The 15,529-nt window shown below is 59.1% G+C and carries 13 protein-coding genes and 1 pseudogene; 9 read left to right on the top strand and 5 right to left on the bottom strand.

Annotated features, from left to right (window positions below):
- Positions 1–142: pseudogene (locus tag AAAB16_RS11285) on the bottom strand (pirin family protein); the annotation flags it as partial.
- A 138-nt stretch (positions 143–280) separates the two neighbouring features.
- Between AAAB16_RS11285 and AAAB16_RS11280 the strand changes: the two are divergent.
- Entirely contained in the window at positions 281–1,201 is a 921-nt protein-coding gene (locus AAAB16_RS11280) for a LysR family transcriptional regulator (protein ID WP_340663395.1), read from the top strand.
- 78 nt (positions 1,202–1,279) lie between these two features.
- Here AAAB16_RS11280 and AAAB16_RS11275 read toward each other — a convergent pair whose 3' ends face one another.
- Complete coding sequence (locus AAAB16_RS11275; protein ID WP_340663394.1) at positions 1,280–2,191, bottom strand: TauD/TfdA family dioxygenase; 912 nt, start codon at positions 2,189–2,191, stop codon at positions 1,280–1,282.
- Positions 2,192–2,316: 125 nt separating this feature from the next.
- Between AAAB16_RS11275 and AAAB16_RS11270 the strand changes: the two genes are divergently transcribed.
- Positions 2,317–3,333: an AraC family transcriptional regulator gene (locus AAAB16_RS11270; protein WP_340663393.1), complete on the top strand. Its 1,017-nt coding sequence runs from the start codon at positions 2,317–2,319 to the stop codon at positions 3,331–3,333.
- Between the two features lie 76 nt (positions 3,334–3,409).
- Here AAAB16_RS11270 and rnhA read toward each other — a convergent pair whose 3' ends face one another.
- Both rnhA and AAAB16_RS11260 read right to left on the bottom strand, forming a co-directional pair.
- Positions 3,410–3,862, bottom strand: coding sequence for a ribonuclease HI (rnhA, locus tag AAAB16_RS11265; RefSeq protein WP_110614826.1), 453 nt, complete (start codon positions 3,860–3,862; stop codon positions 3,410–3,412).
- A gap of 12 nt (positions 3,863–3,874) precedes the next feature.
- Positions 3,875–4,639, bottom strand: coding sequence for a methyltransferase domain-containing protein (locus AAAB16_RS11260; protein ID WP_340663392.1), 765 nt, complete (start codon positions 4,637–4,639; stop codon positions 3,875–3,877).
- Positions 4,640–4,722: 83 nt separating this feature from the next.
- On the opposite strand from AAAB16_RS11260, the gene gloB reads away from it, so the two are divergent.
- Both gloB and AAAB16_RS11250 read left to right on the top strand, forming a co-directional pair.
- A complete protein-coding gene (gene gloB, locus AAAB16_RS11255) occupies positions 4,723–5,514 on the top strand; it encodes a hydroxyacylglutathione hydrolase (RefSeq protein ID WP_340663391.1) in 792 nt (263 codons plus the stop codon).
- 100 nt (positions 5,515–5,614) lie between these two features.
- Positions 5,615–7,219 carry a LysM peptidoglycan-binding domain-containing protein gene (locus tag AAAB16_RS11250; RefSeq protein WP_340663390.1) on the top strand — a complete coding sequence of 535 codons (1,605 nt, stop codon included), beginning with the start codon at positions 5,615–5,617 and terminating at the stop codon, positions 7,217–7,219.
- A gap of 82 nt (positions 7,220–7,301) precedes the next feature.
- Here AAAB16_RS11250 and AAAB16_RS11245 read toward each other — a convergent pair whose 3' ends face one another.
- The gene (locus AAAB16_RS11245; protein WP_340663389.1) at positions 7,302–8,744 is read right to left on the bottom strand and encodes an HDOD domain-containing protein; all 1,443 of its coding nucleotides are present in this window, start codon (positions 8,742–8,744) and stop codon (positions 7,302–7,304) included.
- A 145-nt stretch (positions 8,745–8,889) separates the two neighbouring features.
- Between AAAB16_RS11245 and AAAB16_RS11240 the strand changes: the two genes are divergently transcribed.
- From AAAB16_RS11240 to AAAB16_RS11220, 5 genes are all read left to right on the top strand, one after another.
- A complete protein-coding gene (locus AAAB16_RS11240) occupies positions 8,890–10,725 on the top strand; it encodes an extracellular solute-binding protein (RefSeq protein WP_340663388.1) in 1,836 nt (611 codons plus the stop codon).
- Entirely contained in the window at positions 10,722–12,587 is a 1,866-nt protein-coding gene (locus AAAB16_RS11235) for an extracellular solute-binding protein (RefSeq protein WP_340663387.1), read from the top strand. Before AAAB16_RS11240 ends, AAAB16_RS11235 begins: the two co-directional genes overlap by 4 nt.
- On the top strand, positions 12,588–13,661 hold the full coding sequence (locus AAAB16_RS11230; protein WP_110614832.1) for a microcin C ABC transporter permease YejB: 1,074 nt from the start codon (positions 12,588–12,590) through the stop codon (positions 13,659–13,661). It abuts the gene before it with no gap.
- Between the two features lie 3 nt (positions 13,662–13,664).
- Positions 13,665–14,696: an ABC transporter permease gene (locus AAAB16_RS11225; RefSeq protein ID WP_340663386.1), complete on the top strand. Its 1,032-nt coding sequence runs from the start codon at positions 13,665–13,667 to the stop codon at positions 14,694–14,696.
- A gap of 1 nt (position 14,697) precedes the next feature.
- On the top strand, positions 14,698–15,529 hold an 832-nt coding region (locus AAAB16_RS11220; RefSeq protein ID WP_340663385.1), incomplete at its 3' end, for an ATP-binding cassette domain-containing protein.

Genomic DNA, 15,529 nt, shown 5'->3' with positions numbered 1-15,529 from the left:
GGTCAAGAAACACAAACGGCTTGATCACCTGCCCAAGGTCTGACGGGCTCATCAGCCGAACAATCGGCCCATGCTGACGGCCAGTCGTGCGGTAAGTGATTTGCCGTGCAGCAATCACAGTGCGAAGCGCTGAAATACTCATGACAACTCCTCCAAGAATGGTCGCCTACCGACTCGCTCGAGTGCGGCAGCGGTGAACGTGGAGTGATCATAGGGGGTCCGCATTGCACTTATTAGCGCCTACAATTGCTTTTAACTCGGCTATTTTTGGAGCAATCAGATGTTCGATCTGAACGACGTGGCCATCTTTATTCAGATCGTCGAGGCCGGAAGCTTTGCCGGCGGCGCACGGCGGATGGGCGTTCCGTCCAATACGCTAAGCCGACGGATCAAGCAGCTAGAAGAAACGCTGGGGGTGCGCTTGCTGCACCGTTCCACCCGCAAGCTAGCGCTTACCGACGCAGGGCGAGCACTCTTCGAGCAAAGCGCCGAACAGGTAGGCGAGCTGCTGGAGGTCAGCCGGCGCTTTGTTGATGGCAGCCAAGAACCGGCAGGCCGGGTGCGGGTTGCGGTGCCAGCGGATTTTTTCGATGTGTTCCATATGGAGTTTGTCGCCGGTTTTCTCGCGCGTTATCCCAAGATTCAATTGGAGTTTTTACTCAGCGATAACCGCGTAGACCTGATCGGCGAAGGTATTGATGTGGCGGTTCGAGGCGGGGTATTACCGGACTCCAGTTTGGTCGCCCGAAAAATTTTCACCGACACCCGCCTGCTGGCCGCCAGCCCCGCGTACCTGCAGGCCCATGGCGTACCGGCAGATGTTTATGCCCTGGCTGAGCACCTGTGTATTCTCCAGGCCAGCCCCAGAGGGCAAACCACCTGGCACTTCCATGGGCCGCAGGGTACTGCGCAAGTTGCCGTGAGCGGATGTTTTTTCGCAACCACGGTACAGGCGCAATTGAAAGCCGCTGTCGCGGGTCTGGGCATTTGTTTTTTGCCGGGCGCCATTGTCCACGCAAGTTTGAAAGCCGGAACGCTGGTCGAGGTACTGCCCGCGTTTCGCCAGCCGGCCAATGATGTGTTTGTTGTGTACCCGAGCCGGCGTCAGATCCCCCTGGCCGTCAGCGCTTTTGTTGAGCAGGCCGTGGCCCACCTACAGGAACAAACCGCACGGCAACAGCTCGACTCCTTTGCCCCATAAGCATAGCGCGAGGCGAGGACGTGGTGATTTCAGCAAACCAGGCGCTGAAACCATTCACTACCGTGGTAACACCAATGCTTACCGTGACGGCGCCTCACCGACCACGGTGGTGCGAAACATCTCACGACGCATGCCGTGGTAGTCGGCAACGGGCATATGCCAGGTGCTGCGGTTGTCCCAAATGGCCAAGGTGCCCTGGCGCCAGCGCATGCGACAGGTGAAGGCTGGAGTGACGGCAAGGTTGAATAAATAATCCAGCAACGGTTGTGCCTCGGGGCCACGCAGGCCCTTGATGCCAGAGGTGTACGCCGGGTTGATAAACAGCACCTTTTTGCCGGTTTCCGGATGGCGGGTTACCAGCGGATGGCAGCGCGTTTCGTGTGAAGCATCTTGGCCATAGCGTATTTGCATGTTTTCCAGCAGCGCGTTGTGGTTGGCGTTAACGCCATAGGCGCGCTCCGGGCTGTGCTCAGCGTCGAGGTTTTCCAATAACGCCTGCATACCGGGCGACAGCCATTCGTAGGCCAAGGCCAAGTTGGCAAAGCAGGTGTCGCCACCATAGGGCGGAATGTCGTGACCGTAGAGCAAGGTGAAGGCCGGCGGGCGCTCCTGAAAGGTCCAGTCGGTGTGCCAGGCACCGCCAAAAACAAACGGGGCCTTTTCATCGGCTTCTTTCACCACGTGAACCACATGGGGATGCGCCTGCATGCAGGTGACATAAGGTTCGCGCCCGAACTCGCCAAACTGCAGGGTGACCTGCTCAAGGTCCGTGACGCTCAGCGACTGCCCGTGAATAAAAAGCACCTTATGGCTCAACAACGCCTGACGTAACTCGGCATAGCCTTCGGCGTTCAAGGTGCGCAGATCCAGCCCCTCGACATCGGCCCCCAACGCGCCAGTGGCTGGGGAGGCGCGAAAGTGTTGGTACGTGACCGCAGGGTTGCTGCTTGGCAGGGTATAAATAAATTCGCCCATTTTTGTTGTGCTCACGGCTGTTCAGGTGAGGCCAGCATGCGGTGGGCTCCAGGGCTGCTCCATGATCATTACTGCCATTTCATGATGACTGCTGCCAGCCGCTGGGCTATACAAGGCCATAAAACCGCGAGGGCTTGCTGATGGACTGGCGCCAGAAACGCACACTGACGGGCATTCGCTATTTACTGGAAACGGCTCAGGCCGAAGGCGTGGACGCTGAGAGCTGCTTGAAAGGCAGCGCGATCGCCCCAGCCGACGTGCACAACAGCACTGCGCAGATTGAGGCGTGGCAAGAGTTAGCGGTGATTCGTAACCTGCTGGAACACTGCAATCGCCCTGGCTTGGGCCTTCTAACGGGCCAGCGTTACCACCTGACATCGCTAGGCTTGTTGGGCTTCACCATGCTGGCCAGCGCGACCCTGCTGGAAGCCTTCGCCTCGTTCAGCCGCTTCCAGCTGATGGCGCTGACGCTGTGCCCGACCCGCCTGGAGCGCGACCGCCGAGGCATGTGGCTACTGTTCGACTCCAGCGTGTTGCCACGCGACACCCGCGCGTTTGTCGTCGAGCGTGGGCTGGCTGGTTGCCTGCAGATCAGTTCCGAACTGCTTAAACGCCAGGCCACACCGCTGGCAGTGGAAATGACTGCAGGTGATTGCGCCCACCCGCTGAACCTGCCCTGGTTTCCCTACTCGCTAAGCGTTTCAGCGCAACGCGACGGTATTTTGTTTTCCAACCAGGAACTGCAAAGTCCCCTGCCCCAGGCTCATCTCGACGCCCAGCTTCAGGGTGAACACTGGTGCGAACTGCAGTGTCAGGAAATAGCCAATCCATTCAGCTCAGGGCGAACGGCGCGGCAGGTGCAAACTGTGCTACTGAGTCACCCGCAAACGCTGCTTTGCTGCCGAACCGTGGCACAAAAACTGGGGCTTTCTGAACGCACCCTGCATCGCCGCTTGGCAGGCGAAGGGCATTCTTTTCAGCAGCTCAATGAGCAAATCAAAAAACAGCTGGCCAAGCGCATGCTCAATGACGCGCGCCTGGACCTCAACGCCATCGCCCACCGCCTGGGCTATGCCGAAGCCGCGAGTTTTTCCCGCGCATTCAGCCGCTGGACCGGTTACCCGCCCAGCCACTGGCAGCGCCACAACGCAGGGTGATAAAGCGGCGCGAGCCCATGACTTACCACCATGGCCGGCCATTACTGAGGATGACGTACGCTTACCGCCGCAGCGCCTACGCGTGCTTTATGCCACGTACTTCATCGACGCCACGGTTGGCCAGTTGGTCCGCACGTTCGTTGCCGTGGTGGCCGGTATGGCCGCGCACCCACTTCCAGGTCACGGTGTGGCGGTTTACTTGTTCGTCCAGTTGTTGCCAGAGATCGGCGTTTTTAACGGGCTGCTTGGCAGCGGTTTTCCAACCGCGTTTTTTCCAGTTCACCAGCCACTCTTTCATGCCTTTCATGACGTATTCAGAGTCGGTGACCAGCAGCACCTCGCAGGGGCGCTTGAGTTCTTCCAGGCCTTTGATGGCGGCGGTGAGTTCCATGCGGTTGTTGGTGGTGTTGAGTTCGCCACCCCACAATTCTTTTTCCACGCCTTTGAACACAAGTAAGGCGCCCCAGCCGCCGACGCCAGGATTACCTTTGCAGGCGCCGTCGGTGAAGATTTCGATCTGTTCGCTCATGAATTCTGCTGCTCAGGTGTCGCTGTTTGAATCACGCCGACTGACCTTAGCCACCGGCATGGGCATCAGCTTGCCCATGGGCGCTCGCTGTGCCTGACGCAATGGGCGCAAACCGATCACCAGTTTGCGCGCCACCAATAGATAGAAGCCTGCTCCGGGCATCTGCCAGGCGCCGCCCCATTGCTCCAGGCGACTCAAGCGCGATTGCCAGGCCGCTGAGGCAAGCGGCGGACGATAGCACCCGAAGCGGCGTTTCTCCAGCGCGAAACCCAGCAGGCGCAGCCAGTCGGTGACGCGGTTGGGGGCGATGCAGCGGGCATCGCCAAGGGCGTCGCGGGCGAAGACATGGCGCAAGCCCCAGGTACTCCAGGGGTTGATGCCGATGATGATCAGATGGCCGCCAGGGCGCACGCTGCGCGCGGCTTCACGCAGCAGACCGTGGGGCGACAGGCAGAAGTCCAGACCGTGTTGCAGCACCAGCACGTCGGCGGCGGACTCGGTCAGCGGCCAGGCTTGTTCCTCACAAACAATCTCGGCGCCGGGCAGTGGTGCGCCTAAGTGAACGCAGCGTTGAATCTGTTTGGCGCCGGGCGGTTTTTCCGCATGCGGGCCGTAGTGCACCAGGTAACCGCCGAAAAAACGCGCCAGTTCGTCCTCGAGCAATTTGCGCTCTTCGTCGAGCATCAGTTGGCCCAGCGGCCCGTTAAGCCAACCACGGGCAGAGGTGATCAGCGCTAGCCAATCGGGGTCCGCCTGGGCAAATGCCTTGTCGGTCATAACCGCTCCTCACTGCAAGTGGACTGCTGGAAAAACAAATAAGGCTAAGATGCGCCAAACCGGACCACTTAGCGACCCGCGCCATGATACAGATCGATGCCCTACCCGCTTTCAACGACAACTACCTGTGGTTGTTACAAGACACTGCCGCGCAGCGCTGCGCCGTAGTAGACCCCGGCGATGCCGCTCCGGTTCTGGCCTGGCTGGAAAGCCACCCCGGCTGGCAGTTAAGCGACATTCTGGTGACCCACCATCACTTCGACCATGTTGGCGGCGTCGAGCAATTGAAAACCGCGACCGGGGCCAAGGTCTATGGCCCGGCCAACGAAAAAATCCCCGCCCGCGATGTGGCGTTGGAAGACGGCGACCAGATTGAAGTGCTCGGCCTGACGCTGCGTGTTTTTACCGTCCCCGGCCACACCTTGGGTCATATCGCTTACTACGTAGCCGTTGCCCCCACCGAGCAGAAGACGCCACTGCTATTTTGTGGCGACACCCTGTTCGCCGCCGGTTGCGGGCGCTTGTTCGAGGGCACACCGGAGCAGATGTTCCATTCCCTTAGCCGCCTGGCCGCGCTGCCGGATAACACGGCTATTTATTGCACCCACGAATACACCTTGAGCAACCTGCGCTTCGCCCATGCCGTGGAGCCGGAAAACCCCGAGGTCAGCGCTCGTTTGGCACAAGTGACGCAATGGCGTGAGCAGGGGCAGATCAGCTTGCCGTCGAATTTGGCCCTGGAACGGGCGACCAATCCGTTTTTGCGCGCGGAGGTTGCGAACGTGGTCGCAAAAATCGACGAACGGGACGGCAGCGTCGAGCGCCAGCCCAGCGAGGTGTTTGCTCGCCTGCGGGCCTGGAAAGACCAGTTTTAAGTCCATTGCCGCCTAACAGGGCGGCCGGTTAAAACTTGACCACATTAGGCGGCGTTCCTAGAATCGCCCGATCTTTTTGCCTGGATCACACCCGCCGCCAATGTCGTCCATCGCCCAGAAGTATCGGAATATCGACACATTGGCCCGCCTGGCTCGTGTGCTTCTGGTCGTCTCGGTCGCGGTATTGGCCGGTTGCCAAAGCACCGCCAGCCATAGCCCTAGCCCTTCCAACAACGTCACCCTCAGCAGCCGCACCCAGCCGCCTGAATGGATGACGGATACCTCCGGCAGCGACAAGCCCCAAGACATCTGGGACCGCATGCGCAGCGGCTTCAAACTGCAAGACGAAATCGGCATTAACCCGCGCATTGAACAGCAGCGTTTGTGGTTTGCCAGCAAACCGGCCTATCTGGAAAGCGCCAGCGGCCGTGGCAGCCTGTATATCCACTATGTGGTCGAGCGGCTCGAAGCCAACAATATGCCGCTGGAGTTGGCACTGCTGCCGGTGATTGAAAGCTCGTACAACCCCTTTGCCCTGTCGCGCAGCGACGCGGTGGGCTTGTGGCAGTTCATCCCCTCCACCGGGCGCAACTTCAACTTGCAGCAAACCACCTGGTACGACGGCCGCCGCGACATCACTGCTTCGACTAACGCGGCCATCGAATACCTGTCGCGCTTGCATGAAATGTTTAACGGCGACTGGCTACTGGCACTGGCGGCCTACAACGCCGGTGAAGGCACAGTAAGCCGCGCCATCGAACGCAACGAAAAACTCGGCCTGCCCACTGACTACTGGAACCTGCCGCTGCCCAAGGAAACCCAGGACTACGTGCCCAAGCTGCTGGCCCTGTCGCAGTTGGTGAATGCTCCGGCGGCCTATGGCATCAACCTCAACCCGATTGCCAACCAGCCGTACTTTGAAGTGGTCGAGTTCGATAAACCCATGGACCTGACCCGCGTGGCGGCCATGGCCGATATGGACCGCGACGAGCTGATCCAGCTCAACCCGGCCTTTAAGCGTCAAATCACCCGTGGCGGCCCCTCGCACCTGCTGGTGCCAGCACAAAAAGCCCAGCGCCTGACCGCCACCCTGGCGCAGATTCAACCCTCCGACATCACCGATTTCCAGGAATACCGCGTACGCAAAGGCGACAGCCTGCATGGCATTGCCAGCCGCTATAAGCTCTCGGCGGATGAACTGAAAGAAGCCAACGCGATCTCGGGCAATAACCTCAGCGTGGGCCAGACGTTGACCATTCCGGTGTCCGCAGGCAGCAAGCCGGCGCCCTCGCCTTTCCCTGAGAGCAACGGCAAATCAATCGCCGTGGCCAGCAGCACGACCACTAGCATCAAGCTGAAAAGCTACAAGGTAAAAGGCGGCGACAACCTCTGGCAGATCGCCAAGGCCAACAAGCTGGATGTGGCCGACCTGCGCCGCTGGAACAACTTGCCGGACAACTCGGTCAAGCCAGGCCAGACCTTGGCGTTGCAGGGCACGCAGCAAGTAATCCGCAGCATCGCCAAAAACAGCCCGGCGCAGGGCCGTGAAACGGTGACCTACTACAAAGTGCAAAAAGGCGACTCGATGTACATGATCGCCAAGCGCTTTAACGTCGAGATGCAAAACCTGAAATCGTGGAACCCCAAAACCAGCCACGACCTCACCCCAGGTCAGACCATTACGCTCTACCTCACCGATCGGTAGACCGAAGCGCCCTTCCACACTCTGGGTCCCAGCCTGCGCGGGGACCCAGAATCGCGCAGGTGGCGACGGGACATCGCCCAACCTACTTCTTGGTCAACGCCTCCAAACACCGCCCCGTCAGTTGGGTAAAGCGCTGAAACGCTACAAACTGCTCATGTTTAAGCGCTCGCCCGGAAAGGCGACTATCGGCGTAGAGCACGCCAATCTGCCGAGTCCCAGCCATCAGCGGCGCAATAAAAAACATGCCCTGCCCCAGCCATTGGCGGATGGGCTGGGTCACCAGCTCATTCAGGTTGTAACTGGCCGGCACGCCCATCCACAGCGCTTCGCGGTTGCGTAGTACATAGCTGAAGATATGCGGCTGCTCGGCCTGCTCGGCGGGCAGAGCAAATTCGCTGACCCAACGCTCAGTCTTCTCCCCCACCGCGCGCTTAACCTTAAAGCGCGTCTGCTCCTCAGCCAGTACCGCCAGCATCACCCGCTCCAGCCCCGCACCTTGGTGCAGACCTTTAAACAGGGTGTCGAGGATCAGGCCGATATCAGCGCGCTTGGAAACCATCATGCCGAGGTCTTGCAGCGACTGTTGCAGGATCAACAAGTTGGGTTGCAGTAGGCGCGCTTTGCGTTGTTCCTGTTGGGTGCGGATCAGCTCGGGGTCGGTGGAGGGAATCAACCGGCACAGCGAGCTGGCACCAAAGGTGGCGGCCACTTTTACCGCTTCGTCGGCGCTATCGAGCACTTGTTGCAGGGCTTCTTGCGGGCTGATGCCGGTAAAGGTCGCCATCTGCTGGACCAACGCTTCCATCTCCGGAGAGTCCCAGCCCTCCAGCGCCGCTTCGCTGATCTTGGCACCCAGATGCACGGCGAAGGCTGCCGGGTCGTTATGGTTAGCGGTGTTATGCGCCAGGCTGGCGATTTCGCCGAGGTTCCAGCTTTTCACCAGGCCTTGGGTCAGGTGGCGAAAGCTGGTGCCGAGCACCTCGCGCACCACTTCATCTTCGTTGATGCCAGGCCGCGCCAACGCCGTGGCCAGCTCATCGGCCTGTTCACCGCCACAGCCCCAGAACGCCAAAGCGCCGAGGTGGTAGAGCAAGGCGGCGATAAACACTTCTTCCTGGTTTTTGCTCAGCACGTAGCCCGCCATGTTGCGTGCCTGCACGGCGGCGTGAAACGAGCGGGCCAGCAGCTCATGTAAATGCTCACTGGGCACACGGCCAAGCAAGCCGTCGATAAGGCTGACCGACAGCCCGATCAGGCGCACATTGTCGAAACCGATCAACACAATGGCGCGGGAAATAGTGCGAATGGGTTCCTGGGCGGGGTTGTAGTAAACGCTATTGCCGACGCGCAGCACTTTGGAGGTTAGCGAGGCGTCGCGTAACAGCACGTCGGCCAGCTGTTGCACCGACGACTTTTCTGCCTGCGCCAGGCGGTGCAGGTCTTGCACAACGGCGGCCAATGCCGGTAACTCGGCCTGATTTAAACGATCGATCCATGACTGCAAACCATGGGTGCGTGTTGCCAAGATGAAAACCTCGCGGTGCGTTCTATCGATATCACCATAAGCCTCTGAAAGCGGGCTCTGGGCTTTCTCTTTTTCCAGCGGATACAAGCTGTTACTGTACCGGCACAGAGCCCAATGCCGCTATGGATCGGACCACCTAAGCCTGATGCTGCGCCTCCTTTCGCTACTTCTGAGTCTGGCAATGTGCGTTCCCGCTTTCGCGACCATCAGCGAAAGCCACGGTTATGCCCAGTTCGGCACTCTCAAATACCCCGCCAGCTTTACCCACTTCGATTGGGTTAACCCCGACGCGCCCAAAGGCGGCACGATTCGAGTGATGGCATTTGGCACCTTCGACACTCTAAACCCTTACACCTTCAAAGGTAGCAGCCCTTCGTCTACTCCGAATTTCGCCCAATACGGTATTGGCGAATTAAACGAACCGCTAATGGCCGGCACCGGCCAGTACGACCCCTCCGGCGATGAAGCGGCCTCCAGTTATGGGCTGATTGCCAGGTCAGTGGAATACAGCGAAGACCGCAGTTGGGTGGTGTTTAACCTGCGCCCGGAAGCGCGCTTTAGCGATGGCAAGCCGGTCACTGCGTACGACGTGGCGTTTTCCTACCGCACCTTGCTCAAGCAAGGTCATCCGCAATACCGCACCAATCTGCAGGAAGTGGCGCGGGTGGATATTCTCGGCCGCCACCGCATTCGTTTTGTGCTCAAACGCGAAGGCAATCCGCTGCTGATCCTGCGCCTGGGCGAGCTGCCCATTCTGCCGCAGCACTATTGGAAAGACCGCGACTTCAAGGCGACTACCTTTGATGCGCCGGTCACCAGCGGTCCTTATCAGATCACCGCTATTAATCCGGGCCGCAGCCTGGTGTTTGAGCGGGTGAAAGACTGGTGGGGCAAAGAGCTGCCCGTGAACCGCGGCAAATACAATTTCGACCGTATGGAAGTGGAGTTCTACCGCGACAGCGACGTGGCATTTGAAGCGTTCAAGGCCGGCGAATTCGACTTCTATATCGAGCATCAGGCAAAGAATTGGGCCAACGGCTATCGCTTTCCCGCAGTCAAACGCGGCGACGTGATCCGCGCACAAATTCCCCACAAAATCCCTACACAAACCCAAGGGCTGTTTATGAACACCCGGCGCAGCACCTTTGCCGACAGCAAGGTGCGAGAAGCCATGGGCTTGATGCTGGATTTTGAGTGGACCAATCGCACGCTGTTTAACGACTCGTACACGCGCGCCACCAGCTATTTCCCCAACAGCGAGTTCAGCGCCAGCGCCAGCGGCAAAGCCGAAGGCCGCGAGTGGCTGCTGCTCTCGCCGTTTCGCGAACAACTGCCGGCCAATTTGCTGACTGAACCCTTTAGCGCGCCGAAAACCGGCGGCAACGGTATTCCGCGCGAAACCCTCAGGCGCGCTCTGGGTCTACTAGCCGACGCGGGCTGGACGCTCAATGGCCAGCGCCTGCAAAACGCCAAGGGCGAGCCGCTGCGCTTCGAGCTGCTGCTGGTCAACCCTAACCTCGAACGCATCCTTCAGCCTTATGTGGAAAACCTCGCCAGCATCGGTGTGCAGGCGAACTTGCGCACCGTCGACCGGGCGCAATATAAACAGCGGCTGGACCAATTCGACTTCGACATGATTTTGATGACGCTGCAGCAAAACCTCAGCCCCGGCCTGGAACAATGGCAGTACTTCCACTCCAGCCAGGCAGGCGTTAAAGGCAGTAAAAACTACGCCGGTGTACGCAGCCCCGTGGTCGACAGCCTGCTGGAAAGCCTGCTGGCCGCTCAAACCCGCGACGAACAAGTGGCTGCCACCCGCGCTCTCGACCGCGTGTTGCTCGCCCAGCACTACATGATTCCCAACTGGTACCTCAACTACCACCGCCTGGCGTACCGCAACCGGTTCGCCTCTGTCACCACACCGCCCTACACCCTCGGGTTACGCGCCTGGTGGCTGAAGCCAACGGAGAAGGCTCTATGACGTTTATTCTGCGCACCGTGCTGCGCCTAGGTAGCGGCGCTCTGCTCGCCGGCCTGTGTCTGGCAGCCAATGCGGCGCCGCAACATGCCATTACCCTGTACGACGAAGCGCCAAAATACCCAGCCAATTTCAAACACTTTGACTATGTAAATCCCGATGCGCCCAAAGGCGGCGCATTGCGGCTTTCCGGCAATGGCGGCTTTGACAGCCTCAACGCCTTTATTTCCAAGGGCGTGCAGGCCGATCAACTCGGGCTTTTGTACGACACCCTGACCTACCACTCCCCCGACGAACCCTTTACCGAATACGGCTTGCTCGCCGAGAAAATCGAAAAGGCGCCAGACGACAGTTACGTACGCTTCTTCCTTAATCCCAAAGCCCGATTCAACGATGGCAGGCCGGTAACCGCCGAAGACGTGATTTTCACCTTTGACATTCTTCGTGAAAAAGGCGCGCCGACCTATGCCATGTATTACGCCGACGTCACCAAAGTAGTGGCCGAAGGGCCGCTTACCGTGCGCTTTGACTTCAACAAACCCGGCAACCGTGAGCTACCGCTGATCATTGGCCAACTGCCCGTGCTACCCAAGCACTGGTGGGCAACGCGCGACTTCAGCAAAAACAATCTCGAAGTGCCCCTGGGTAGCGGCCCATACCGCATCACCAATGTGTCGGCGGGCAGCAGCATTCGCTATGAGCGCGTAACCGACTGGTGGGGCAAAGACCTGCCCGTGAATCGCGGCTACTACAACTTCGACGTGATTCAGGTGGACTACTACCGCGATACCTCGGTAGCGCTGGAGGCGTTCAAGGCCGGCCAGTTCGACTTCAACCTGGAGTATTCCGCCAAAGACTGGGCAACCGGCTATGACTGCCCCGCCCTGCGCGCCGGGCGCATCGTCAAAGAGGCGCTGCCCAACCAGAACCCGGTGGGCATGCAGTCGTTCGCCTTTAACCTGCGCCGCAGCAAATTCCAGGACCCGCGCGTGCGCCAAGCCATCAGCCAGCTGTTTGACTTTGAATGGTCGAATAAACAGCTGTTCTTTGGCGCCTACAAACGCAACAGCAGCTTCTTTGAAAACTCGGACATGGCCGCCCACGAATTACCCACGGCTGATGAACTGAAACTGCTCGAACCGCTGCGCGGGCAGATTCCTGACCAAGTGTTTACCGAGGTATTCAAACCGCCGGTCACAGCCGGCGACGGCATGATTCGCGACCAGAAGCGCAAGGCCTACAACCTGCTGCTTGAGGCGGGCTACAAAATCGAAAACGATAAAATGGTTGGCCCCGATGGGCAGCCGCTGACCATTGAATTCATGCTCTACCAGTTGAATCTGGAGCGCGTTCTGCTGCCGTTTATGCGCAACCTGGCCGAGCTTGGCATCGACATGCAGATTCGCCGGGTCGACGCCTCGCAGTACGTCAACCGCATGCGCTCGCGTGACTTCGACATGACCACCGCCACCTGGGGCCAGTCCAATTCCCCAGGCAACGAACAGCGCGAATATTGGCACTCCAGCAGCGCCGACAGCCCGGGCAGCCGCAACTACATTGGCCTACGCGACCCCGCCATCGACAAGCTGGTAGAAGGCCTGATCCGCGCCGACTCGCGGCAAAGCCTGATCACCCACGCCCGCGCCCTCGACCGCGTACTGCTGTGGGGCAACTATGTGATCCCTAACTATTACATCGACACCTACCGCATTGCCCACTGGAACAAATTCGGTCGCCCTGCCATCACCCCGAAATACGACGTCGGCATGCTGACCTGGTGGCAAAGCAGCGAAAAAGCCGAGGGCACTCCTTCCCCAGCGGCGGCGCCAACAACAAACGCTGACGCCCCTAAGGAAGCCGAATAAATGCTCGCCTATATTCTGCGGCGCTTGCTGCTGATCATCCCCACCCTGTTCGGTATTTTGCTGCTCAACTTCGTGATTATTCAGGCCGCCCCAGGTGGCCCCGTTGAGCAGATGATTGCCAAGCTCGAAGGCTTTGAAGGCGCCACCAGCCGTATCTCCGGTGGCGGCTCCGAGGTGTCGGTGGCAGGCTCCAACTACCGTGGCGCGCAGGGGCTCGACCCGGAGTTGGTGAAGGAAATCGAGAAGATGTACGGCTTCGATAAATCCGCACCGGAACGCTTCTGGCTGATGCTGAAAAGCTATGCCCAGCTCGACTTTGGCGACAGTTTTTTTCGCGATGCAAAAGTGGTCGATCTGATTGTGGAAAAAATGCCGGTCTCCATCTCCCTGGGGCTATGGAGCACGTTGATCATGTATTTGGTGTCCATTCCCTTGGGCATCGCCAAAGCCATGCGCAACGGCAGCACCTTTGACGTATGGACCAGCTCGGCAATCATCGTTGGCTACGCCATTCCCTCGTTCCTGTTTGCCATTTTGCTGATCGTGCTGTTCGCCGGCGGCAGCTACTACGACTGGTTTCCTTTGCGCGGATTAACCTCGAATAACTACGAGCAACTGAGCTGGGGCGGCAAGGTGCTCGATTATTTCTGGCACTTGGTATTACCGGTAACGGCGCTGGTGATCGGCAACTTCGCCACCCTGGCCTTTCTGACCAAAAACAGCTTTCTCGACGAGATCAACAAACAATATGTGGTCACCGCCAGAGCCAAAGGCCTGACCAATAATGCCGTGCTATACGGCCACGTATTTCGTAATGCCATGCTGCTGATCATTGCCGGTTTTCCCTCGGCGTTTATCGGCATCTTCTTTACCGGCTCGCTGATGATTGAAGTGATCTTTTCCCTCGACGGCCTGGGCCTGATGAGCTTTGAGGCGGCGATCAACCGCGATTACCCCGTGGTTTTCGGCACGCTGTTTATCTTCACCTTGCTCGGCTTGGTGGTGAAGTTGATCGGCGATATCACCTACACCTTGGTCGATCCGCGCATCGACTTCGCCAATCGGGAGGGTTGAAAAATGGGCGCTACCTTTACGCTTTCACCCCTCAACCGCCGCCGCTTCGAACGCCTGAAAGCGCATAAGCGCGGTTGGTGGTCGCTGTGGCTTTTTATCATTTTGTTTGTGCTAAGCCTGGGCGCCGAACTGATCGCCAACGACAAACCGCTGGTGGTGCACTTCGATGGCGGTTGGTATTTCCCGGTGTTCAAGCGCTACCCGGAAACCGCCTTTGGTGGCGAGTTCCCGCTGGAGGCCAACTACAAGAGCCCGTATATCCGCGAACTGATCGCCGAAAAAGGTGGTTGGGCGGTGTGGCCGCCGATTCCCTTTAACTACTCCACCATCAACTACGACCTGAAAGTACCGGCCCCCGCACCGCCCTCGGCGGACAACCTGCTGGGCACTGATGACCAAGGCCGCGATGTACTGGCGCGGGTGATTTATGGCTTTCGTATTTCGGTGCTGTTTGCCCTGACGCTGACCGTGTTCAGCTCGATTATTGGCGTGGTGACGGGTGCCCTGCAGGGCTTCTATGGCGGCTGGGTCGACCTGCTTGGCCAGCGCTTTTTAGAGGTGTGGTCGGGGTTGCCAGTGCTGTATCTGCTGATCATCCTCGCCAGCTTTGTGCAGCCCAACTTCTGGTGGCTGCTGGGCATCATGCTGCTGTTTTCCTGGATGACCTTGGTCGACGTGGTGCGCGCTGAATTTCTCCGTGGCCGCAACTTGGAGTATGTGCGGGCAGCGCGCGCCTTAGGCATGGAAAACGGCGGCATTATGTTCCGCCATATCCTGCCCAACGCCATGATCAGCACCATGACCTTTCTGCCGTTTATTCTCACCGGCGCCATCGGCACCCTCACCGCCCTGGACTTCCTCGGCTTTGGCTTGCCGGCCGGTTCGCCATCGTTGGGTGAACTGGTCGCGCAAGGTAAAGCCAACACCCAGGCGCCTTGGCTGGGCATCAGCGCGTTCGCCGTGCTGGGCCTGATGCTGACCCTTCTGGTGTTTATCGGCGAGGCCGCTCGCGATGCCTTCGACCCGAGGAAATAACGTGGCTGAGACCAAACAAAATACTGCGCCGGAAAACCTGATTGAGGTGCGTGACCTGGCGGTGGAATTCGTCACGGGCAGCAGCTCGCAGTGCGTGGTACACGACTTGAGCTTTGATATTCGCCGCGGCGAAACCCTGGCGTTGGTGGGCGAAAGTGGCTCGGGCAAGTCGGTGACCGCCCATTCGATCTTGCGCCTGCTGCCCTACCCGCTCGCCCGTCATCCGGCTGGCAGCATTCGCTATGCCGGGCACGACCTGCTGACCGTTAACGAGAAAAAACTGCGGCATATTCGTGGTAATCGCATCGCCATGATTTTCCAAGAGCCGATGACCTCGCTGAACCCGCTACACAGCATCGAAAAACAAATCAACGAAGTGCTGGCCCTGCACAAAGGCCTGACCGGCAAAGCCGCCAGTAAGCGCACCCTTGAGCTATTGGAGCTGGTGGGCATACCCGAGCCGCACAAACGCCTAAAAGCCCTGCCACACGAGCTCTCCGGCGGCCAACGCCAGCGTGTGATGATTGCCATGGCCCTGGCCAACGAGCCGGAGCTGCTGATTGCTGATGAGCCAACCACAGCGCTGGACGTAACTGTGCAGCTGAAAATCCTCGAACTGCTCAAGGATCTGCAGGCACGGCTAGGCATGGCCCTGCTGCTGATTACCCACGATTTGAACCTGGTGAAACGAATTGCTCACCGCGTATGTGTCATGCAGCGCGGAGTGATCGTCGAACAGGCGTCATGCGATGAGCTATTCGCCAATCCGCAGCATCCTTACACCCAGGAACTGCTCGGCGCCGAGCCCAGCGGCAAGCCAGTCGCCAATGCGG

The sequence above is a fragment of the Pseudomonas sp. genome (assembly GCF_037994325.1).
In the GTDB taxonomy this organism is placed as follows: Bacteria; Pseudomonadota; Gammaproteobacteria; order Pseudomonadales; family Pseudomonadaceae; genus Aquipseudomonas.
Note: the sequence above shows the minus strand (reverse complement) of the source record. Positions and strands in the feature narration are given on the sequence as shown.

What these genes read in the sequence shown, in the direction of transcription:
- AAAB16_RS11280 (WP_340663395.1), top strand. Translation starts at nt 281, where the DNA reads ATGTTCGATCTGAACGACGTGGCCATCTTTATTCAGATCGTCGAGGCC.
- AAAB16_RS11270 (WP_340663393.1), top strand. Translation starts at nt 2,317, where the DNA reads ATGGACTGGCGCCAGAAACGCACACTGACGGGCATTCGCTATTTACTG.
- rnhA (WP_110614826.1), bottom strand. Translation starts at nt 3,862, where the DNA reads ATGAGCGAACAGATCGAAATCTTCACCGACGGCGCCTGCAAAGGTAAT.
- AAAB16_RS11260 (WP_340663392.1), bottom strand. Translation starts at nt 4,639, where the DNA reads ATGACCGACAAGGCATTTGCCCAGGCGGACCCCGATTGGCTAGCGCTG.
- gloB (WP_340663391.1), top strand. Translation starts at nt 4,723, where the DNA reads ATGATACAGATCGATGCCCTACCCGCTTTCAACGACAACTACCTGTGG.
- AAAB16_RS11250 (WP_340663390.1), top strand. Translation starts at nt 5,615, where the DNA reads ATGTCGTCCATCGCCCAGAAGTATCGGAATATCGACACATTGGCCCGC.
- AAAB16_RS11240 (WP_340663388.1), top strand. Translation starts at nt 8,890, where the DNA reads ATGCTGCGCCTCCTTTCGCTACTTCTGAGTCTGGCAATGTGCGTTCCC.
- AAAB16_RS11235 (WP_340663387.1), top strand. Translation starts at nt 10,722, where the DNA reads ATGACGTTTATTCTGCGCACCGTGCTGCGCCTAGGTAGCGGCGCTCTG.
- AAAB16_RS11230 (WP_110614832.1), top strand. Translation starts at nt 12,588, where the DNA reads ATGCTCGCCTATATTCTGCGGCGCTTGCTGCTGATCATCCCCACCCTG.
- AAAB16_RS11225 (WP_340663386.1), top strand. Translation starts at nt 13,665, where the DNA reads ATGGGCGCTACCTTTACGCTTTCACCCCTCAACCGCCGCCGCTTCGAA.